Genomic DNA, 18,723 nt, shown 5'->3' on the forward strand with positions numbered 1-18,723 from the left:
ATCGACGCCCGGCCCTCCAACGGCCGGCTGTCCCTTCAGCGTTCGGTTCCTGCGGGGCCTGAGGTCGAGGCTGCCAGGTAACCCGCCAGCAGGGCCTCCGCGACAGCGCCCACAGCGTCGTCGCCGGGCAGGAAGGAAGGGCTGTGCAGCCCGCTCTCGGTGTCCACGCCCACGAACATCATCAGCGACGTCGCCACGTCGCCGTAACGGGCGAAGTCGTCGGCCCCGCACGAACGCAGCTCGTCGTTCACCGTCCACCCGTGCTCCCGCAGCCTCTCGCCCGCCCGTACGGCCAGGTCGTGGTCGTTGACCAGGATCGGCTCCCCGTTCATGATCTCGACCTCGGCGGCGCAGCCGTACGCGCTGGCGGTGTCCTCGGCGACCTGCGCGAACCGGCCGTGCAGCCGCACGCGCCAGTCCTGCGACATGGTGCGCAGCGTGCCCCTGGCGACCGCCTCGCCGGGCACCGCGTTGGGCGTGGTGCCCGCGTTCACCGTGCCGAACGTGACCACGGTCGGCGTCATCGGGTCGGCGGCCCGGCTGACGAGCTGCTGCGCGGCCACGATCACCTGTGACATGGCCAGCACGGGGTCGCGGGTGAGGTGCGGGTACGCGGCGTGCCCGTCGGCCCCCTTGACGGTCACCCTGAACTCGTCGGAGGAGGCGTTCACCGGGCCCGGGGTGCAGGCGATGGTGCCCTCGGGCAGGATCGGCTGGACGTGGGCGCCGATCATGGCGTGCACGCGCTGCCGTTCGAGCACCCCCGATTCGACGACGTCGGACGCCCCTGAGGGGTAGGTCTCCTCGCGCGGCTGCAACACGACCACGAGCGGCGCGAGCCCTCCCCCGGTAACGGCCTCGATCGCCGCCGCCACGGCCCCTGCGGCCGCCGCCTCCGACACGATCTCCGCCTCGGCCTCGACGAACTCCTGCACCGCCTCCACAGCCACCCCGGCAGGCACACCTCCGGCAGGCCCTCCATCGCCCCGCCCGGCACCGCCTCCCCTCCCGGCCCCTTCAGCACGCTCAGCACCGCCGCGACCAGCGGTCCCTTCGACACGCTCAGCACCGCTGCGGCCGACGGTCCCTTCAGCACGCTCAGCGTCGCCGCGGGTGCCGGTCCCTTCGCCATCCTCAGCGCCGCTGCGGGTGGCGGCCCTTTCGGAGGGTTCGGCAGCGCTTCCTGTGGCGGCCTCTGCGGCGTTCTCGGGGCCGCATTCGGCGGCGGTCGCGGCGGCGGCGTCGGTGGCGGCCTTGGCGGCTCCCTCCGCCGCCGCTTCGGCGAGCACTTCCGGGTGCAGCTCGGGAACCTGCCCGGAGGCCGTGGCGGCGACGGCGCGGGCGAGCGCCACCACGGCGGCCAGGTGCACGTCGTGGCCGCAGGCGTGCATGGCGCCGTTGGCGGCGGCCCAGGGAACGCCGGTCCGCTCGACGATCGGCAGCGCGTCCAGCTCGCCCCGCACCCCGACCGCCGGGCCGGACCCGCCGATCCGCAGTACGGCCCCCGTACCGGCCACATGCTCAACCGCCCCGCCGGGCAGCGCGTCGAGCAGCCGCTTCAGCGTCGGCCCCTCCTGCCCGGACACGCGCGGCGCGGCGTGCAACTCCCGCCGCAGGGCCACGGCGGCGGGCAGTTCGCGCCGCAGCGCCGCCCGCAACGCCACCTCCACCCCGGCCCGGCGCCGCTCAAGACCCTCACCGGCACCGTGACCGGCCGTCGCCCCGCGATGCTCAAGCCCCTCGCCGGCGCCGTGACCGCCTCTCGTCCCGCGCGCCCGCGAGCCCCCGTTCATCCCGCGCCCGTCCGTGCTCATCCCCCGACCCCTGCCATGCAAAGTCCTTTCATCTCCGGCCCAAGCCGTAGACGCTTCCCCGTGAGGCGGCACTCAACCCGCACCCGTCCCTCTCATCCCCCGCTTCACAACCCATAGACCCGCCGCGCGTTCTCGACCCCCACCATGCCCGCCACCCGAACGGCCTGCGCCGCCGACCACTCCCCCTCGGTCACGAAGTCGCCCAGCACCCGGGCCATCGCTCGCCGCCACAACAACGCCCCCAGATAGTGCAGCTCGGCCGGCCCCCAGGCGTCCGACGAGAAGAGGATCTTCGCGAACGGCGCCACCTCCAGGCTCTCCGCCACCACCGCCACGCACCGCGCCCCCGTGTAGTTCACGCCCAGCCCCACGTCGAAGAACACGTTCGGGTACGCCTGCGCCAGAAACCCCGCCTGCCGCTGGTACGGATAACAGTGCAGCAACAACAGCGGCACCCCGGTGGGCTCGGCCAGCTCGATCAGCTCCCGCAGCAGCAGCGGATCCGAACGCCGCAGATCCAGGTCGGGATCCCCGTACCCGATGTGGAACTGCAACGGCAACCCCCGCTCCAGCCCCGCCCAGATGAGGTGCCGCAGCAGCACGGGATCGGCGACCCGCCCGCCCCCGCCGGCCAGCCACCGCCCGGCGGCGTCGGTGACCTCCGCCGGGGTGGGCGGCGCGGGGTCGAAGTCGAGCCCGCACCGGTAGGCGGCGACGGTCTTGAGCCCGCGCGCCGTACGCGTACGCTCCTCCAGCGCCTCCCCGAACCGATCCGCGAAGGACGCTGCCGTGCACCCGGCGGCGGCCACCCGCTCGGCCACGCTCTCCAGCCGCACCACCTCGTCCGCGGGCACCCCCGTGGCCTCGGCCATCCCGGCGGGCCCGAGCAGTTCCTCGCCCCGGTAGCCGGTCTCGACCAGCCAGTGCCCGACCCCGGCGGCGCCGAGCAGCAGCCGGTTGACCTCCACGGCGCCGAGCCTGGCGCGCCTGGCCAGGTACTCCTCGGGCGCGCAGAACGGGTCGAGCCCGAGCACGGGCGCGCAGTGGCGCAGGATGGCGTACCCGAGCTGGGAGTCGAACTGCGTCATCCACTCCGGCACGGGCCGGTCGGACTCGGTGATCATCTCCTCGAACGCCAGCCGCGACAGGTCGTGCGAGCAGGCCCCGTGCACGTGGTGGTCCACCAGCGGCAGTTCCTCGATGGCACGGGCGAGCCCGGTGGGCACGAGGTCGAGCTCAAGGGACATCGGCGTTCCTCCCACCGTGGGGTACCCCGCTCTCGTACCCGCGCCCCGGCGCCGGACACACGAGGGCCCCGTGGGACGAAGACCGTCCCACGGGGCCGACAGAGGAGAGGTCAGGCGGCGGCCCTGGCGGTCAGGGACACGTTCGCCTGCTTGGTGACCCCATTGACCGTGACGGCCACCGTCACCTGTCCCCGCCGTAGCGCCGTCAGCGTCCCGGCGGCCGGGTCGAGCACGGCGACGTGCCAGGGCTTGGCCGTCAGGCGGGTGCCGACGTGCAGGTTCGGCGAGCCGGACCACTTGGCCGACACCGGGTAGGCGGCCGGAACCGTCCGCGCGCCCTGCTTGACGGCGGCGCTCACCGTGCCGGGCGTGCCGAGGGCGACGGTGGCGGGCGCGGTGAGGGTGAGCTCGTCCACGTGCGGCCGCACCTGCGTGCCGATCCAGTCGGGCGCGTCGGCGAACCAGTTGCGCTTGACGTGCTCGGCCTCGGCCCGCGTCACCGGGTCCACGCCCCACAACGACCAGCCGGTGAACCCGCCGTCCTCGGGGGCGGTGGCGGGGTTCTTGCCGGAGTTGCCGTTGATGAAGTACGGCACCGCGTCCACCCGCGAGGCGTGGAAGGTCCCCACGTGCGCCCCGATGTAGGCGGCGCCCTTGCCGGTGGTGCGCTGGAAGTCGGCCAGCCAGCCCTCCACGAGCGCGGCCTCCTTGCGGTCGCCGAGCTGGCTGCCCTTGCCGGGCGTGGGGTCGCGCGGCGGCACGTGGAACAGCACCGCGACCGACCCGATCGAGCCGTCCTTGGCCGCCGCGTCGAGGCGGTCGCGCAGCAGGGCCACCTGGTCGTAGCCGCCGCCCCGCAGGTTCAGGCGGGAGGTGTCCAGGGTGATGAAGCGGGTGCCCTTGTGGTCGAAGGTCCGGTACGTGTCGCCGAAGGCGGCCTTGAAGTTGTCGATCTTGCCGCCCATGACCTCATGGTTGCCCGGAACATAGTGATATTTCACCGTTCCGCCGAGCTCCTCGTCGAGGATCTTCTTCGCCAGCGCGAAGTCCTCGGGAGACGCCTCGTCCACCAGGTCACCGTTGATCACCAGGAAGTCCGGCTTGGCGGCCTTGATCTCGCGCAACGTCCTGCGCGCGTTCTTGACGATGTCGCTGTCCGGGTCCCGGGCCACGAACTGCGCGTCGGACATGACCGCGAACCGCCACGGCATCTTCGACACCTCGGCCTGGACCACCGGGTCGGCCACCTCGGGCGCGGCCGGGGCCTCGACCGACGGCGGCACCTTGGCGACCAGGCCGTCGATGAGGATCTCGTTGGTGTACTTGACGTCGGCCTTGGTCTCGGCCACGTAGAAGCGCCGCAGCTTGAGCGGGTAGTTGACGCCCGGCGGCACGGTGAACTCGACGTACTTCCAGCCGGTCCACGTCATGTACGGCCCGCGCAGGATCTGCGACTGCCCGAGCGCGTCGTAGAACTCCAGGCTCGGCCACTCCCCCTTGCCGGTGGAGTGGATCCAGAGCCCGAACGCCTGCGGCTGCCCCGCAACCTCGATCTGCTGAGGCGGGCTGGCGTAGGCGGCGCGGGTGGCGGTGGAGGTGGTGAAGTCGTAGGAGAGCTTCAGCCCGCCCCCGGTCTGACCCGGCGCGGCCGACAGAGAGCCGGTGGCGCGGGCGGCGGCGAACGTCCAGGAGGCCGCGTCCTCGAAGTCGGCGACCGGCTTGTCCTCGAACCCGACCGTGACCGGCAGCGCGGTGGTCAGCCTGCCGACCTTGGCGGTGATCAGGCCGGAGCCGGTGGCCTGCTTGGCCTTGACGGTGAAGTAGCCCTGCTCGGCGGCGCTGACCTCGAAGAGGTTCTTGTCGTAGTCGAGCGTGAGGTCGCCGGGCTCGATCGGCGCGGAGTTGCCGTTGCGGTCGTATCCGACCACGCCGAACGTCGCCGTGCCGCCCTGTCCCGCCATGCCGATCCGGTCGGCGGTGACGCCGAGCCGCTGGAGGGGCTGCAGCACGGTCAGCTCGATGGTGCCCTTGGCGTTGCCGCGCGAGGCGGTGACCGTGCTCTGGCCGGGCACGAGGGCGTGGAACTTGCCGTCGCGCACGACGCCGTGCACGACCGGGCTGGAGCGCCAGGACGGCGTGCCGGCGGCGGGCCCGTACGTCTCGTCATAGCCGACGGCGGTCAGCCGCCTGGTGAGGCCGGGGAAGACCCGCTCGGGACGGCCGCCCGCGACGGGCCCGAGGCCGGGCGCCTTGGCGGGGTCGCTCGCGGTCTCCAGCCAGAAGCCCTTGAGCCTGCCGCTGCCCTCGGGCGCGTAGAGCGCCAGGCCGTTGGGGACGTGGCGCTCGCCGCCGTCCGACGGGCTGTTCTCCACCTGGACGCCGGCGGAGCCGGGCTCGCGGGCCAGCATCGTGGAGGAGCCGCCGCCGTCGAGGTTGAGCGCGTGGGCCGCGCCGAGGTCCTTCATCATCGCGGCCAGCTCGTTGAGCGTGACGCCGCGGCTGTCGACCTGGCGGCCGTCCACGGTCAGCAGGTACATCTTCCTGCCGTCGGCGGAGAACCCGACGGCGGTACGCGGGTGCGCGGCCGTGTCGGTGGAGTTCTGCACGGCGCCGTCCTTGACCAGCACCCAGTTGCCGCCCACGGCGGCCTTGACCTCGCCGCCTTCCGACGGCTTGGGCCGGTACTTCACGTCCACCCGGTCGCCGGCCTTCAGCGCGGCCAGCGCGGTGGCCCCGGCGTCGCGGCCCAGCAGGATGGTGGTGCCGGCGGGGATGGGGCCGGTGCCGGCGGCGGTGCGTACCTCGGAGACCACGCCGTCCACCAGCACGACCTCGGCGACGGACGTGGCGCCCTCGACGGCGCGGGCCCGGTTGTAGGAGCCCCACAGCGGCGTGAACAGCCCCGCGCCGTCGCGCTGCACGATCTGGTTGAACTGGGTGAGCGCGATCGGCGAGCCGCCGGCCGGGGTGGCGGTGCCCTCGAAGTACATCTTGAGCACGCGCCCGACGCCGTCACCGGTGATCGCGACGGCGTTCTCGTGGCCGGCGACCGGCGACTGGATCAGCTTGCCGTCCTGCACGCCGATGCCCTGGGCGGCGCCGGAGTTGTTGATGTCGAAGAAGTCGCCGTTGACGGCCGCGACGGCCTTCGAGCGCGTGGCGGGGCCGGACAGCGGCTCGGTCTTGGACACCTCGCCCGAAAACACGTAGTCCGCCTTCGCACCGCCGAGGTCGGCGGTGACGGCGTCCGCGCGCAGCCAGCCGGCGGCGTCGTAGGTGTCGAACGAGGTCAGCGAGATGCCCGGCGCGACGGGCCGGGTCTTCTTGGCGGTCTCCATCCGCTGCTGAACCGGCTGGGCCAGCAGTGTGGAGGAGGCCGGATAGGACGACGCCTGGGGCGTGTCCTCTGCGGGAGGAGCGGGGTCGGCCTGCGCGGGTGCGCCGAAGGCCACGGGGCCTAACACGAGCGCGGCGGCGGCCAGGAATCGGAGGGTCTGCACGACCGAACTCAATCGCTCGTGGATATAACTTTCAAGACCAAAGAGTGAACTAAAAGAAAATTTCAAAGCTTGTCCGCCCGCCACCTCGCCTTCAGGATGGGCGGAGTGGATCGAGAGGCGTTCTACCGCGACCCTTATCCCGTCTACGCCCAGGCCCGCGCCGCCCCCGGCCTAACCTTCGCCGACGAGCTGGGCGACTGGCTGGTGGTCAGGCACGCCGACGTACGCGAGGTGCTGAGCAGGCCCGCCGACTACTCCTCCCGGGGCGCGTTACGGCCGGACGTGCTGCCGGGCCCGCGCGCCCTGGCCGAGCTGGCGGACGCGCCCGGCGGCACTCCCGTGGTGCTGAGCAGCGACGGCGAGGCCCACACCCGTTACCGCAGGCCGCTGGGGCGCGGCCTGTCACCGGCGAGGGTCACGGCCGCGCTGCCGTTCGTGCGCGCCACCGCCGGCGACCTGATCGCCTCCTTCGCGCACGCGGGTGGCGTGGAGTGGATGTCCGGCTACGCCCGCCCGCTGCCCGCCGCCGTCATCGGCCACCTGCTGGGCCTGGACCCGGCCGACGTCCCCGCCGCCATCGGCGCGGGCAATCGCGCCGAGGAGCTGGTGTTCACCCCCATGCCGGAGGAGGAGCAGGTCGCCGCCGCCCGCGACGTGGTGGCGCTGCGGCACCTGCTGGACGCCCACGCCCGCGACTCGGCGGCGAGCGAGAACCTCACCGGCGAACTGGTCCGCGCGCTGAACGACCGGGACGAGATCGTGGCCAACGTGCAGAACGTCATGCTGGCGGGCCACCTCACCACGACGGCGCTGCTCGGCAGCACCGTGCACCACCTGCTGCGCGACCGCCGCCAGTGGGAGCTGCTGTGCGCGCGCCCAGAGCTGGCCTCCGCCGCGATCGAGGAGACCGTCAGGTACGAGGCGCCGGTGCAGGGCTTCCGCCGCACGGTCACCAGGCCGCTCACGCTGGCCGGCACGGAGCTGGCCGAGGGCGAGACGGTGTTCGTGGCGTTCGGCTCGGCCGGGCGGGACGCGACGGTGTTCGAGCGGCCGGACGAGTTCGACATCGAACGGGAGCCGGTGCGGCACCTGTCGTTCGGGCACGGGGTGCACGCCTGCCCCGGCGCGCTGCTGGCCCGCGAGCAGCTCAGGATCACCCTTGAGCTGCTCGCCCGCGAACTCCCCGGCCTACGTCTCGCCCGCCAGGACGTCGTCATGGCGGCCACGCTCATCCACCGGGCCCCCGAGGAGCTCTTCCTGACCTGGTGAGCCCGATGAGCGCACCCCCGCGTGCAGCACCAGCGGCACGGCGAGCGCCACCGCCATGGACAGCACGGCCGTGCCCGAGTCGTTGACCAGCATGCCCACGACGCCGCTGACCAGCGCGCCGATGAGCCCGGCCCGCAACATGGGCGCCCGCGCGAACGCCGCGGGCACCACGCCCGCGCTCACCTGCGCCGGCCGCAGCACCGCGAACACCAGGAACACCAGTCCGGCCAGCACGATCGGCATGAGGTTGGGCGAGAGCATGGTGTGCAACATGGCGCCCAGCTTGCGGCCGATCACGGGCATGAACGTGCCGTCGAGCACCTGGCCCACGAACCTGCCCAGGTGCGTCTGCGAGTCGGGCGGGCGCAGGTAGTCGAACACCGCGATGGCCATCACCGCCACCCCGCCCAGCACGCTGAACCCGGCCACCTTCAGCAGCGACACCCGCTGACCCGCGATGAGCAGCGCGGTCACGGCGATGCCCGGCGCGAACGCGATCACGCCGCCGAAGTCGCTGCCCACCCCCGGCCAGCCGGCCAGCAGCGTGCCGACCACGCCCAGCGCGGCGACCACGGCCACCGCCCGCCGCCTGTGCCCGGCGCGTACGAGGTGCTCGGCGGCCACGGCGGCGCCCATGAGCACGGAGGTGGCCAGCAGCGCGAACGGGATGTTCGCCAGCCCGTAGAAGCGCCCGCCGACCACGGCCGTGTAGCCCATGAGGGCGTTGAACTGCAGCGTCGTCCCGGTCAGCAGGTCGGCGACGAGCACGGTTGCGTTGATCACGGCGACCGCGGCGGGCGGCCCGAGCGGGTCGCGCCGCCACGGGCCCAGCAGCGCGATCGCGGCGAGCAGCGCCGTGACCGCCAGCACCGCGCCGATCAGCGTCACCACGATGTACGGGCTGCGGTCCCACGGCAGCAGGTTCACCACGTACGTGGAGACGGGCGCGCAGGCCATCACGATCGCGGCCGCGCCGACGAAGCCGAGCCTGCGGCGGCGGGTCAGCAGGAAGTAGGACAGGGCGTAGAAGGCGACCGTGATGGTGGCGAAAGCGGTGAAGAAGTAGCCCGTCATGCCGCGTACGGTGGTCCCCGCCACGTCGTCCCTGACCAGCTCCGTGGAGGTGATGGGGCCGCCGAGCCGCCATGGCAGGCCGATCACCTCGGGCGGCGGCGCGATGCCGGCGGCGGTCAGGATGGTGGGCGTGGTGTCGATCAGCAGGGTGAGGTCATCGCGCCTGCTGGAGTTCGACCCGATGGACGGCCCCGCCACCTCCCCTTCCCCGGCGGTCACCTTGGGGATGCCGGGGCGTTTCCAGATGGCGGCGCGCAGGTGCGGCACGGAGCCGTGGTCGCCGACCCCGGCCAGGATGATCTCGGTGTCGGCCGGCAGCCGGTCCAGCACGTCGCCGATCTCGGCGTCGGCCTGGCGGGCCCGCTCCCGCCGTTGTTCGGGCGAGAGCGCCTCGGCCTCCTGCGGCAGCCGCCCGTCCTTGAGGTACGGCGTCACGAGTTCGTCCACGTCCACGGCCGTCACCCGGCAGCGCGACCAGTCGGCCAGCTTGCCGGGCTCGGTGGCGTACAGGTCGACCTTGCCCTCCTTGTCGGCCAGCGCGAGCGCCGCGCCCCTGCCGACGGCGGCCGTGCACTGGCCGGCGGCGTGCACGGCGGCGCCGAGCGTGCCCGCGTGCGCCCCGTCCCGCGTGCCGAGCAGGTCGCGCACCTCGGGGACGACCGCGCCCTGCCCCCGGACGGCCGGTTCCGGCGGCAGCCCGCAGCGCCGCCCCACGGCCGCGCGCACGCCGGAGGCCACGCTCAGCCATCCGTCGTACGGGCAGGCCAAGGTGCCGACGGCCTTGACGGAGATGTTTCCGAGCCCGCTCTGCCCCGCCAGCTGCCATAATCGCGGCGTGTCACGCGGATCGAGGTCGTCCCACAGCAGCCCGGGCACTCCGATGAACGCCACCCGCCCGCCTGCCGACGTGTCCTCGGCGACAGCGGCGGCGGCCGGAGCCGACCACCACACCGCCGCGGCCACCAGCAGCAGCACCCACCTCACCATCGACCCCCATGCGTAAACGTGGCGTTCGATCCGGGACGCGGGCCACCCTACCCGGGCAGATCGTCCGGGTGGCGGATTTCACAATCATGATTTGTCCGGACGGATGCGCTCAGGCGGCGGGTTTGACGGTGATCAGCCGGTTCAGCGCCTCGTCGTAGACCGGGTCCAGCCAGTAACCGGAGTGCCACTCCGCCTCCGGCAGCGGCTCGCCCGGGGCGGGCAGGCGCGGATCCCAGCAGAACTGATCCACGCCGTCCGGCTGCCCGCCGGACGGCGGATCGACCCGGCGGAAGGCGGGCCCGCCGATGGGGTCGCTCATCCGGTAGAGGTTGCACCAGGTCACGGCCTCCCGTACGGCGTTCAGGCCGGGGGCGCCGAAGTAGGCGGGGAAGAAGGAGGCGTACAGGCGGCGCAGCGGCGAGCCGTGCGTGAGCAGCCTGACGCGCGCCCGCTGCTCGGAGCCGAGTTGCAGCACGAGGGCGGCGGCGATGACGCTGCCCTGGCTGTGCCCGGACAACACGACCTGGTCCCGTTCGGTCGCGGCGAGCCGGCCGACCCTGCTCAGGAGCTCGGGCACGACCCGCTCGGTGTAGCAGGGCGGCGCCAGCGGGTGCACGGCGCGCGGCCAGAACGTGGAGATGTCCCACAGGATCCCGATCGTCCTGCGCAACCGCCTGTCCCGGTACGTCCTGCGCCCGACCAGCACCAGGCCCACCACGACCGCCACCATCACCCAGCTGCCGATCGTGGCGAGCAGCCCGGCGACACCCCCGTCCGGCGTGAACAGCCGCAGCCCGTAGATCACCGTCACCACGGCGGAGCCCGCGGCCCCGATCCCGGTGAGCACGCCCAGCACGAGCCCGGCGCGGTCGGTCAGCGCGGCCAGCGCCCAGATGCGGCCGACCGCCTCGGCGTCGTCGCGTTCGGTGTAGTACGCCTTCAGATCCCGGGCCAGCAGCACCGCCTGCCCCTTGCGGATCAGCCACAACACGCCGGCGACGGCGGCCAGGCCCAGCGCCAGCAGCGGCACCAGGGCCGCCGTCCACCACACCTGGTCGTCGAGGAAGAGCTTCCTGCCGACCGGTTCGCGGGCGGCGGCGATCCCGGGCACCCCGAAGAACGAGGCGGTCCAGAACAACACGCCGAGCGCCAGCACGTTGGCCGCGCCCGCGGCCACCATGAGCACGAACCACGTGGCCATCCCACCCATGGCGGGCCGCTCCCCCGGCTGCTCCCCCGGCTGCCGCTTCCCGCGTCGCGCCCGCCGGTCCATGCGGGCCAGCCCGGCGGTGGCGACCAGGAGGAACAGGCCGAGCGCGATGGTCAGGGCGAGCTGGAACGTTCCGATCCCGACGCCGGGCAGCCGCCACACGGACGTCCCCGGCACGGCGGCCGGCATCCCGGCCAGCGCCACCCCGGCGGTGGCCAGGAACACCACGGGCGCGGCCACGCGCAGCACATGGCAGGCGAACGAGAGCGCCGGCGGTGTCCGACGGCCGCCGGCCGGGTCGAGCCGCCTGGCGATCGACGGCAGCAGGACCAGCACGGCGGCGGCGACCTGCACGACCGCGTTGGCCACGACGAGCACCAGCCCCCGCGTCGTCGCCGCGAACGGCCCCGACACGGCCACCCCGATGGAGGCGATCGAGAAGGACACGTGCACCACCCGCAACCGCCACACCGGCGGCCCGCCGTGCCACAGCCGCGGCCTGGCCAGCAGCACGCCGGTGGCCGGGCGGCCGTCGGGCGGCGGGGGCGTGTTCTCGTCACGCTGCCAGGTGCGCCGGGCGATCCACCACAACAACACGACGACCAGCAGCGGGACCAGCGCGGTGACGGCCAGCCGCCTGGACGGCTCCTCGCCCCACAACGCGCCGAGCCAGTTCACCCACACCGGGGCGGTGTCGAGAGTGCAGGCCCGGCCCGCGGCGGTGCACTGCCAGCCGATGAGGTCGACGCTCGCCCGGGTGACGGCGCCGACGAACGTGCCGGTGAGCAGCAGGGCGAACAGCCGTTGCGCCGCCTCGGCGGCGTGCCGCAGCCGGGCGCCGCCGACCGGCCTGGGCAGCATGAAGTAGGACAGGTTCGCCAGCGAGAACGGCAGCAGGAGCAGCCACAACGCGATCGTCCTGCCGCCGGAGGTGAGGTAACCCCAGGCGTAGGCTTCGCGGCGGCGCACGCCCGGCACGTCCGGATGCTCGCCCGATGGCCGGCCGCTCGCCCACCAGCGGCGGTAGAAGCCGGTGATGCCGTCGCCCGCGACGAGCCGGGGGGTGGGGTGGTTGAGTATGCCGGCCGGGGGCGTGCCGGAGACGCCGTGGACGCGTAGTTCGGTCATTCCTCCGTTGGTCCGGTCAATGAATCCATCCATGTGACCAGGGTTCCGGCCCGACCCTTGTCACGTACAGTAACTGATTCGTTACTCTTTAGGCTTTCGTGGCGCCGGCCGTGAGGCCGGTGATCAGGTGGCGCTGCACCAGCAGGAACACCGCGCCCGCCGGGATCGCGATGAGCACCGCCGAGGCGGTCATCAGCCCCCAGTCGGACCAGTGCTGGCCGACGAACTGCTGCAGTCCCACCCCGAGCGTGCGCTTGTCCTGCTGTGACATGAACACGGTGGCGTAGCCGACCTCGCCCCAGGCGGTGATGAAGCAGTAGAAGGCGGTCACCGCGACCCCCGGGCGGGCCAGCGGCAGCACCACCCGCCAGAAGACGCCGTACGGGGTCAGCCCGTCCACCATCCCGGCCTGGTCGATCTCCACCGGCACGCTGTCGAAGTAGCTCTTCATCATCCAGGCGCAGAACGGCACCGCGATCGTCATGTACGCGATCACCAGGCCCGGGATCTGGTTCAGCAGGCCGAGCGCGGCCATCAGGTTGTACAGCGGGACGATGAGGATGGCCACCGGGAACATCTGGGTGACCAGCAGCAGCCACATCACCGAGCGGTGGCCGGGGAAGCGGAAGCGGCTCATGGCGTACCCGGCGGAGGCGGACAGGAAGACGCCCAGCACCGTGCTCAGCCCGGCGGTCAGCGCGCTGTTGAGCAGCCACTGCGGGAAGGCCGTGCCGGTCAGCACGCGCGAGTAGTTGTCCAGGGAGGAGTCGTTGAAGAACTGCAGCTCGGCCGAGAGCCAGCTGTCGCGCGGCTTGAGCGAGGTCAGCACCAGCCACACGACGGGGAACAGGGACACGGCGACGGCCGCCAGCAGTCCCGCGTGCAGGCCGATGGAGGCCAATATGCTCCGCTCGCCGCGCCCGCGGCGCTTGCTCACCATGGGTCTCCTTGACGGCGCAGAGTACGGCGGTAGCCGATGGCCAGCACGACCAGCATGGCCAGGATGATCACACCCCAGGCCGCGGACCCGGAGTAGTTGCGGATCCCGGTGAACGCCTCGCGGAAGGCGTAGGTGACCAGGATCTCGGTCTCGCTGCCCGGCCCGCCGCCGGTGACCAGGAAGATCACGGGGAACATGTTGAAGGTCCAGATCGTGCCCAGCAACACGACCGTGCCGGACACCTGGCGCAGGCCCGGCAGCGTGATCGACCTGAAGCGCTGCCAGGGGTCGGCCCCGTCCACCTCGGCCGCCTCGTACAACTCGGCGGGGATCGACTGCAGGCCGCCCAGCAGCGCGACCATCATGAACGGCACGCCCAGCCACACGTTCACCGCGATCACCGCGATCTTCGCCGTGGTCGGGTCGTCCAGCCAGCCCACGCCGCCGAGCCCGGCCAGCTTGAGGAAGCCGTTGATCACGCCGTAGTCGCTGTTGTAGAGGTAACGCCAGATGAAGGCGGCCACGAACGGCGGCACCGCCCAGGGCAGGATCAGCAGCACCCGGTAGAGCGAGCGCAGGCGCATGCGGCGGTTGAGCATCACCGCCAGGCCCAGGCCGATGCCGTAGTGCAGGGCGACGCAGGCCACCGTCCAGATCACGGTCCACGCCACCTTGTCCCAGAACAGGCCGCTGCCCAGGATTTGCAGGTAGTTGTCCAGGCCGACGAACTCGTAGGTGGACGGGATGACGTTCACCCCGATGGTACGGCCGATGTTGGCCTCCGTCGCGTCCGTCAGCGACAGGTAGACGCCGCGGGCCAGCGGCCAGCCGATCAGCACCAGCATGACCACCAGCACCGGCGCGACCATCGTCCAGGCGTACCAGTGGGTGGCCAGGGAGCGGCGCAGCCGTCCGGGGCTGTCGCGGCGATGACCGCGGGCGGAGTCGCCCGCGGTCCTCACCTTCCCGGTCGAGACCGCCACCGGGTCAGCTCCAGTCCTTCATGATCCCGCGATAGCGCTCATCGACCTGCTTGAGCATGTCCGCGGGCGCCGACGTGCCACCGACCAGCGACTGGTAGCCCTCCAGCAGCGGCTGGAGGAGCTGGCCGCCCTCCGGGATCCACGGGCGCGGCAGCGCGGTGTCCATGATCGGCTTGAACACCGCAACGTCCGAGTTGCCCTGTACGTCGGAGTTGGCGTAGGCGGATTCGCGGGTGGGCAGGAGGCTGATCTCCTTGGCGATCTTCGCCTGCGCCTCGACCGTGGTCATGAAGCGTACGAACTCCTGCGCGGCCGGGATGTTCTTCGAGCCGGCGTAGATGGCCAGGTTCCAGCCGCCCGTGGGCGAGCCCGCCTTCTGCGAACCGGCCGGGACCGGCGCGATGCCCAGGTTCGCCTTGTCCTTGAACTCCTTGCCCTGGTAGATCTCCGACAGCGCCCACGGCCCGTTGTAGATCATGGCCGCCTTGCCCTCCTTGAGCGCGGTCATGGCGTTGGCGTAGCTCTCGGTGGTGGCGGGCTTGGGGGCGGCGCCCGAGCTGATCAGGTCGGCGACGGTCTCCATCGCCTTTACGTTCGCCGGGGAGTTGACCACGATCTTCCTGTTGGTCACGTCGAGCAGGTCGCCGCCCTCGCCGTACATGAAGGGCAGCAGGAAGTAGGCGTCCACGTTCAGCGCCAGCCCGGCCGCGCCGGTCTTGGACTTGACGTCGAGCGCGACCTGCTTGAGCTCGGCGATCGTCTTGGGCGGCTCCTCGTGCCCGGCCTCCTTCAGCAGCCGCTTGTTGTAGATCAACGCGAGCGTGTCGGTGACCTGCGGCACCGCGTAGGTCTTGCCGTTGTACTTGGTGCTGCTCAACGGCCCCGGCAGGAAGTCCTCGGCCTTGTCCACCGCGCGACTGCCGTCCAAGGGCTGCAGATAGCCGAGCGAGGCGAACTGCGACGTCCAGGCCACCTCGGAACGGATCACATCGGGCGCTCCCGTCCCGGCCTGCGCCGCGGTCTGGAACTGGTTCTGCGCCTGGTCCGAGGGCACGTTCACATAGTTGACCTTGACCTGCGGATACTTCGCCCGGAACTCCTTGATCAACGCCTGGAACGTCGGCCCTTCACTCTCCGGGCGCGTCGTGTCCCACCACGTCACCTCACCGCTCACCTTCGACGGATCGGAAACCGGCGCGGTGGACGCGGCGGGCTCGCCACCACCGCCGCCACAGGCGGACACCGCCAGCGCGAATGCCGCAACGACCGCCGCGGCCGGTAAAACTCGTCGCATGTCCTGCTCCTCACAACTGCTCGGTCGTCTGACTCGTCGGTCGTCTGACTCGTCGGTCGTCTGACTCGTCGGTCGTCTGACTCGTCGGTCGCCTGCTCGGTCGTCTGCTGGTCGCCTGCTCGGTCGTCGGAGTAAGCCGGAGGTTACGCCGCCGTGTGGCGTGCCGGTAGATGGCGACGCAAGGTTTCTGCAAGTTGTTACATGATCGATCGTCGTCGCGACCCTTCGTCTCTCACGGCGTTTTCGCAGTTCAAGACGGAGGACGATCGCCATTGTGAACCTCCGGGAGCCGCGCGTCTGCTGGCGTGCGGGCCAGAATCGGGTTTGGACGTTTCGGAAATTTCCTGAAAGCCTTGCAAAGATCGGGGCGGCTGAGTAACTTCCGGGCAACACCCTCGATACCGCGAATCTCGTGGAGGTCCCGGTGCTCTGGCCATCACCTCCCGCGTACCGGCTGCTGAGCACGGGTTGCGCGGCCCTGTTGCTCATCTCCGCCCTCGTCGCTCCGGCCACGGCGGCGGTTGCCGGCCGTGCGGACGGGAAGGACGACCGCAGGCAGCGGGTTGAGGGGGCGAAGACCCTGAGCGGCGAGGCGGACACCGACCTGAGCAAGGCCAGGGCCCACTGGATCGACCGGGGCACGGTGGCCTGGCGGGCGGACCCGTCGCTGCGGCACTTCCTGGCCTTCAGCGCCAAGGGGGACATCGCCATCGGCGGCGGCGACCTGACCGGTGACGTGCGGCTCATCAGGCTCGTCCCCGGCACGCTCAGCCGGGAGCAGCGGGCCAAGTGGCCGCACCTGGCCTCCTACCAGGCGTTCAAGGTGGACGAGCGGGACGCCGGCCTCGTCCGCCAGGCGCTGCGCGGCCAGGTGGTGGCCGTGGCGCGGGACGCGGCGGGCGCGCTGGCCGGCGCGACGGGCGTGCAGATCCCCGGGGTGCTGGACGACCTGTACGCCAAGGCCGCCACCGCCCCGCTGGGCCCGTCGGGCCGGGTGATCCCGAGGCTCGCGCTGTGGGCGCCGACCGCCCAGAAGGTCGAACTGGCCCTGTACGGACGCGGCGGCCGTGCCGTGGACGACACGCGGCCGGACGGCGACGCGAATGACGACGGCATGAATGACAGCGGCGGGAATGACGGCGAGGGCCGGAGCTTGCACGGGATGCGGCGCGACGGGGAAAGCGGCGTGTGGTCGGTGCGCGGGCTGCCGAACTGGCTGGACCGCGAGTACACCTACCTGGTCACGGTCTACTCCCCCAAGGCCGGAAAAGTCGTCACAAACGAGGTCACCGACCCGTACGGGCTGGACGTGACCGCCGACGGCGTACGCAGCAGGCTCGTCAACCTGGACGCCGCCCCGCTCAAGCCGCCCGGCTGGGACCGGCTGGCCAAACCGGCGGCGATGCCGCAGGACCGGGCCTCGATCTACGAGTTGCACGTGCGCGACTTCTCCGCCTCCGACGCCAGCGTGCCGGCCGCGCTGCGCGGCACGTACGCCGCCTTCGCCCGCCAGGACACGGCCGGGATGCGCGAGTTGCGCTCGCTGGCCGCCGACGGGCTGACGCACGTACACCTGCTGCCCGTCTTCGACCTGGCCACGATCCCCGAGCGCAGGTCCGACAGGACCGAGCCCGCCTGCGGTGACCTGGCCGCGCTGCCGCCCGACTCCGAGCTGCAGCAGGAGTGCGTGACGCGCACGGCCGCCAGGGACTCCTTCAACTGGGGTTACGACCCGCTGCACTACACGGTGCCGGAAGGCTCGTACGCGACGGAGCCGGACGACCGGGTCAGGCAGTTCCGCGGCATGGTCGCCGGGCTCAACCGGGCGGGCCTGCGCGTGGTGATGGACGTGGTCTACAACCACACGCACTCCACCGGCGTGCTCGACCCGATCGTGCCCGGCTACTACCACCGCCTGCTGGAGGACGGCACGGTGGCCACCTCCACCTGCTGCCCCGGCACCGCGCCCGAGCACCTGATGATGGGCAGGCTCGTGGTCGACTCGGTCGTCACGTGGGCGAAGCAGTACAAGATCGACGGTTTCCGCTTCGACCTCATGGGCCACCACCCGAAGGCGAACATGATCGCCGTCCGCCGGGCACTCGACCGGCTCACCCTGGCGAAGGACGGCGTGGACGGCAGGTCGATCATCCTGTACGGCGAGGGCTGGAACTTCGGCGAGGTCGCCGGCGACACCAGGTTCGAGCAGGCCACCCAGGCGAACCTGGCCGGCACCGGCATCGGCACGTTCACCGACCGGCTGCGGGACGCGGTGCGCGGCGGCGGCCCGTTCGACGCCGATCCGCGTGTGCAGGGCTTCGGCTCGGGGCTGGCCGGCGCGCCCAACGGATCGCCCGCCAACGGCGACGCCGGGCAGCAGCGGGCGCGGCTGGCGAACTACTCCGACCTGATCAGGGTCGGGCTGACCGGGAACCTGCGCGACTACGTGCTGCCGTCGGGCCGGAAGGGCTCGGAGATCGACTACAACGGCTCGCCCGCCGGGTACACGGCCGCTCCCGGCGAGGCGGTCACCTACGTGGACGCGCACGACAACGAGACGCTGTTCGACGCGCTGGCCTACAAGCTGCCGCAGGACACCCCGATGGCCGACCGGGTACGCATGCAGGCGTTGTCGCTGGCCACGGCGGTGTTGTCGCAGGGGACGACGTTCGTGCACGCGGGCTCCGAGCGGCTGCGCTCGAAGTCGCTCGACCGCAACTCCTACGACTCCGGCGACTGGTTCAACCGGCTGTTGTGGGACTGCGCGCAGGGCAACGGCTTCGGCGCGGGCCTGCCGCCCCGGGCCGACAACGAGAGCAAGTGGCCCTATGCCCGGCCGCTGCTCGCGGACCCTGCGCTGCGGCCCGGCTGCGCGTCGATCAACGCCGCGCGGGCCCGGTACGGCGAGTTGTTGCGGATCAGGGCGTCGTCGCCGGCGTTCGCGCTGGGGTCGCTGGCCGAGGTGCAGCGGCGGCTGTCGTTCCCGGCCTCGGCGGAGGGAGTGATCGCGATGCGGGTGGACACCGGCGGTCTCGACCCGCGCTGGAAGTCGGTCACGGTCGTCTTCAACGCCACACCTTCTGCGCACGCCCAAGCCATGCCGTCGCTGGCGGGGCATGAGGTGGCGTTGCATCCCGTACAGGCGGGCTCGGACGACCCGGTCGTGCGCGAGTCGTCGTTCGACCCCGCCACGGGCACGCTGACGGTCCCGGCCCGTACGGTCGCGGTCTTCGTACAACGTGAGGTGTTTTGAGTGGTTTGCGGGGAGGTGTGAGTG

Annotated in this window: 10 protein-coding genes; 2 read left to right on the forward strand and 8 right to left on the reverse strand. The window is 72.0% G+C overall.

Features of this window, described 5'->3' with window-relative positions; translation table 11 throughout:
* Positions 1–35: 35 nt before the first annotated feature.
* From AB0I81_RS03620 to AB0I81_RS03630, 3 genes are all read right to left on the reverse strand, one after another.
* On the reverse strand, positions 36–1,814 hold the full coding sequence (locus AB0I81_RS03620) for an amidohydrolase (protein WP_360649236.1): 1,779 nt from the start codon (positions 1,812–1,814) through the stop codon (positions 36–38).
* Positions 1,815–1,918: 104 nt separating this feature from the next.
* Positions 1,919–3,061, reverse strand: a complete 1,143-nt coding sequence (locus tag AB0I81_RS03625; RefSeq protein WP_360649239.1) for an amidohydrolase family protein — start codon at positions 3,059–3,061, stop codon at positions 1,919–1,921.
* Between the two features lie 110 nt (positions 3,062–3,171).
* Entirely contained in the window at positions 3,172–6,561 is a 3,390-nt protein-coding gene (locus AB0I81_RS03630; protein ID WP_360649242.1) for a phosphodiester glycosidase family protein, read from the reverse strand.
* 69 nt (positions 6,562–6,630) lie between these two features.
* Between AB0I81_RS03630 and AB0I81_RS03635 the strand changes: the two genes are divergently transcribed.
* Entirely contained in the window at positions 6,631–7,830 is a 1,200-nt protein-coding gene (locus AB0I81_RS03635; RefSeq protein WP_360649245.1) for a cytochrome P450, read from the forward strand.
* On the opposite strand, the gene AB0I81_RS03640 is transcribed toward AB0I81_RS03635, so the two are convergent.
* The 5 genes from AB0I81_RS03640 to AB0I81_RS03660 form a co-directional block, all read right to left on the reverse strand.
* Positions 7,750–9,891 (reverse strand): hypothetical protein, encoded by a 2,142-nt coding sequence (locus tag AB0I81_RS03640; RefSeq protein WP_360649248.1) that lies wholly within the window; start codon positions 9,889–9,891, stop codon positions 7,750–7,752. The genes AB0I81_RS03635 and AB0I81_RS03640 overlap by 81 nt on opposite strands.
* Before the next feature lie 109 nt (positions 9,892–10,000).
* On the reverse strand, positions 10,001–12,262 hold the full coding sequence (locus AB0I81_RS03645) for a hypothetical protein (RefSeq protein ID WP_360649251.1): 2,262 nt from the start codon (positions 12,260–12,262) through the stop codon (positions 10,001–10,003).
* 55 nt (positions 12,263–12,317) lie between these two features.
* Positions 12,318–13,169, reverse strand: a complete 852-nt coding sequence (locus AB0I81_RS03650) for a carbohydrate ABC transporter permease (RefSeq protein ID WP_360649254.1) — start codon at positions 13,167–13,169, stop codon at positions 12,318–12,320.
* Positions 13,163–14,152 (reverse strand): sugar ABC transporter permease, encoded by a 990-nt coding sequence (locus tag AB0I81_RS03655; protein ID WP_360649257.1) that lies wholly within the window; start codon positions 14,150–14,152, stop codon positions 13,163–13,165. The genes AB0I81_RS03650 and AB0I81_RS03655 overlap by 7 nt, the downstream gene beginning before the upstream one ends.
* Positions 14,153–14,156: 4 nt before the next feature.
* Entirely contained in the window at positions 14,157–15,446 is a 1,290-nt protein-coding gene (locus AB0I81_RS03660; protein WP_360649260.1) for an extracellular solute-binding protein, read from the reverse strand.
* 424 nt (positions 15,447–15,870) lie between these two features.
* Here AB0I81_RS03660 and pulA point away from each other — a divergent pair, with 424 nt between their 5' ends.
* Positions 15,871–18,699: a pullulanase-type alpha-1,6-glucosidase gene (pulA, locus tag AB0I81_RS03665; protein ID WP_360649263.1), complete on the forward strand. Its 2,829-nt coding sequence runs from the start codon at positions 15,871–15,873 to the stop codon at positions 18,697–18,699.
* Positions 18,700–18,723: the final 24 nt, after the last annotated feature.

Origin of the sequence: Nonomuraea sp. NPDC050404, from assembly GCF_040655495.1 — a bacterium.
GTDB lineage: Bacteria > Actinomycetota > Actinomycetes > Streptosporangiales > Streptosporangiaceae > Nonomuraea.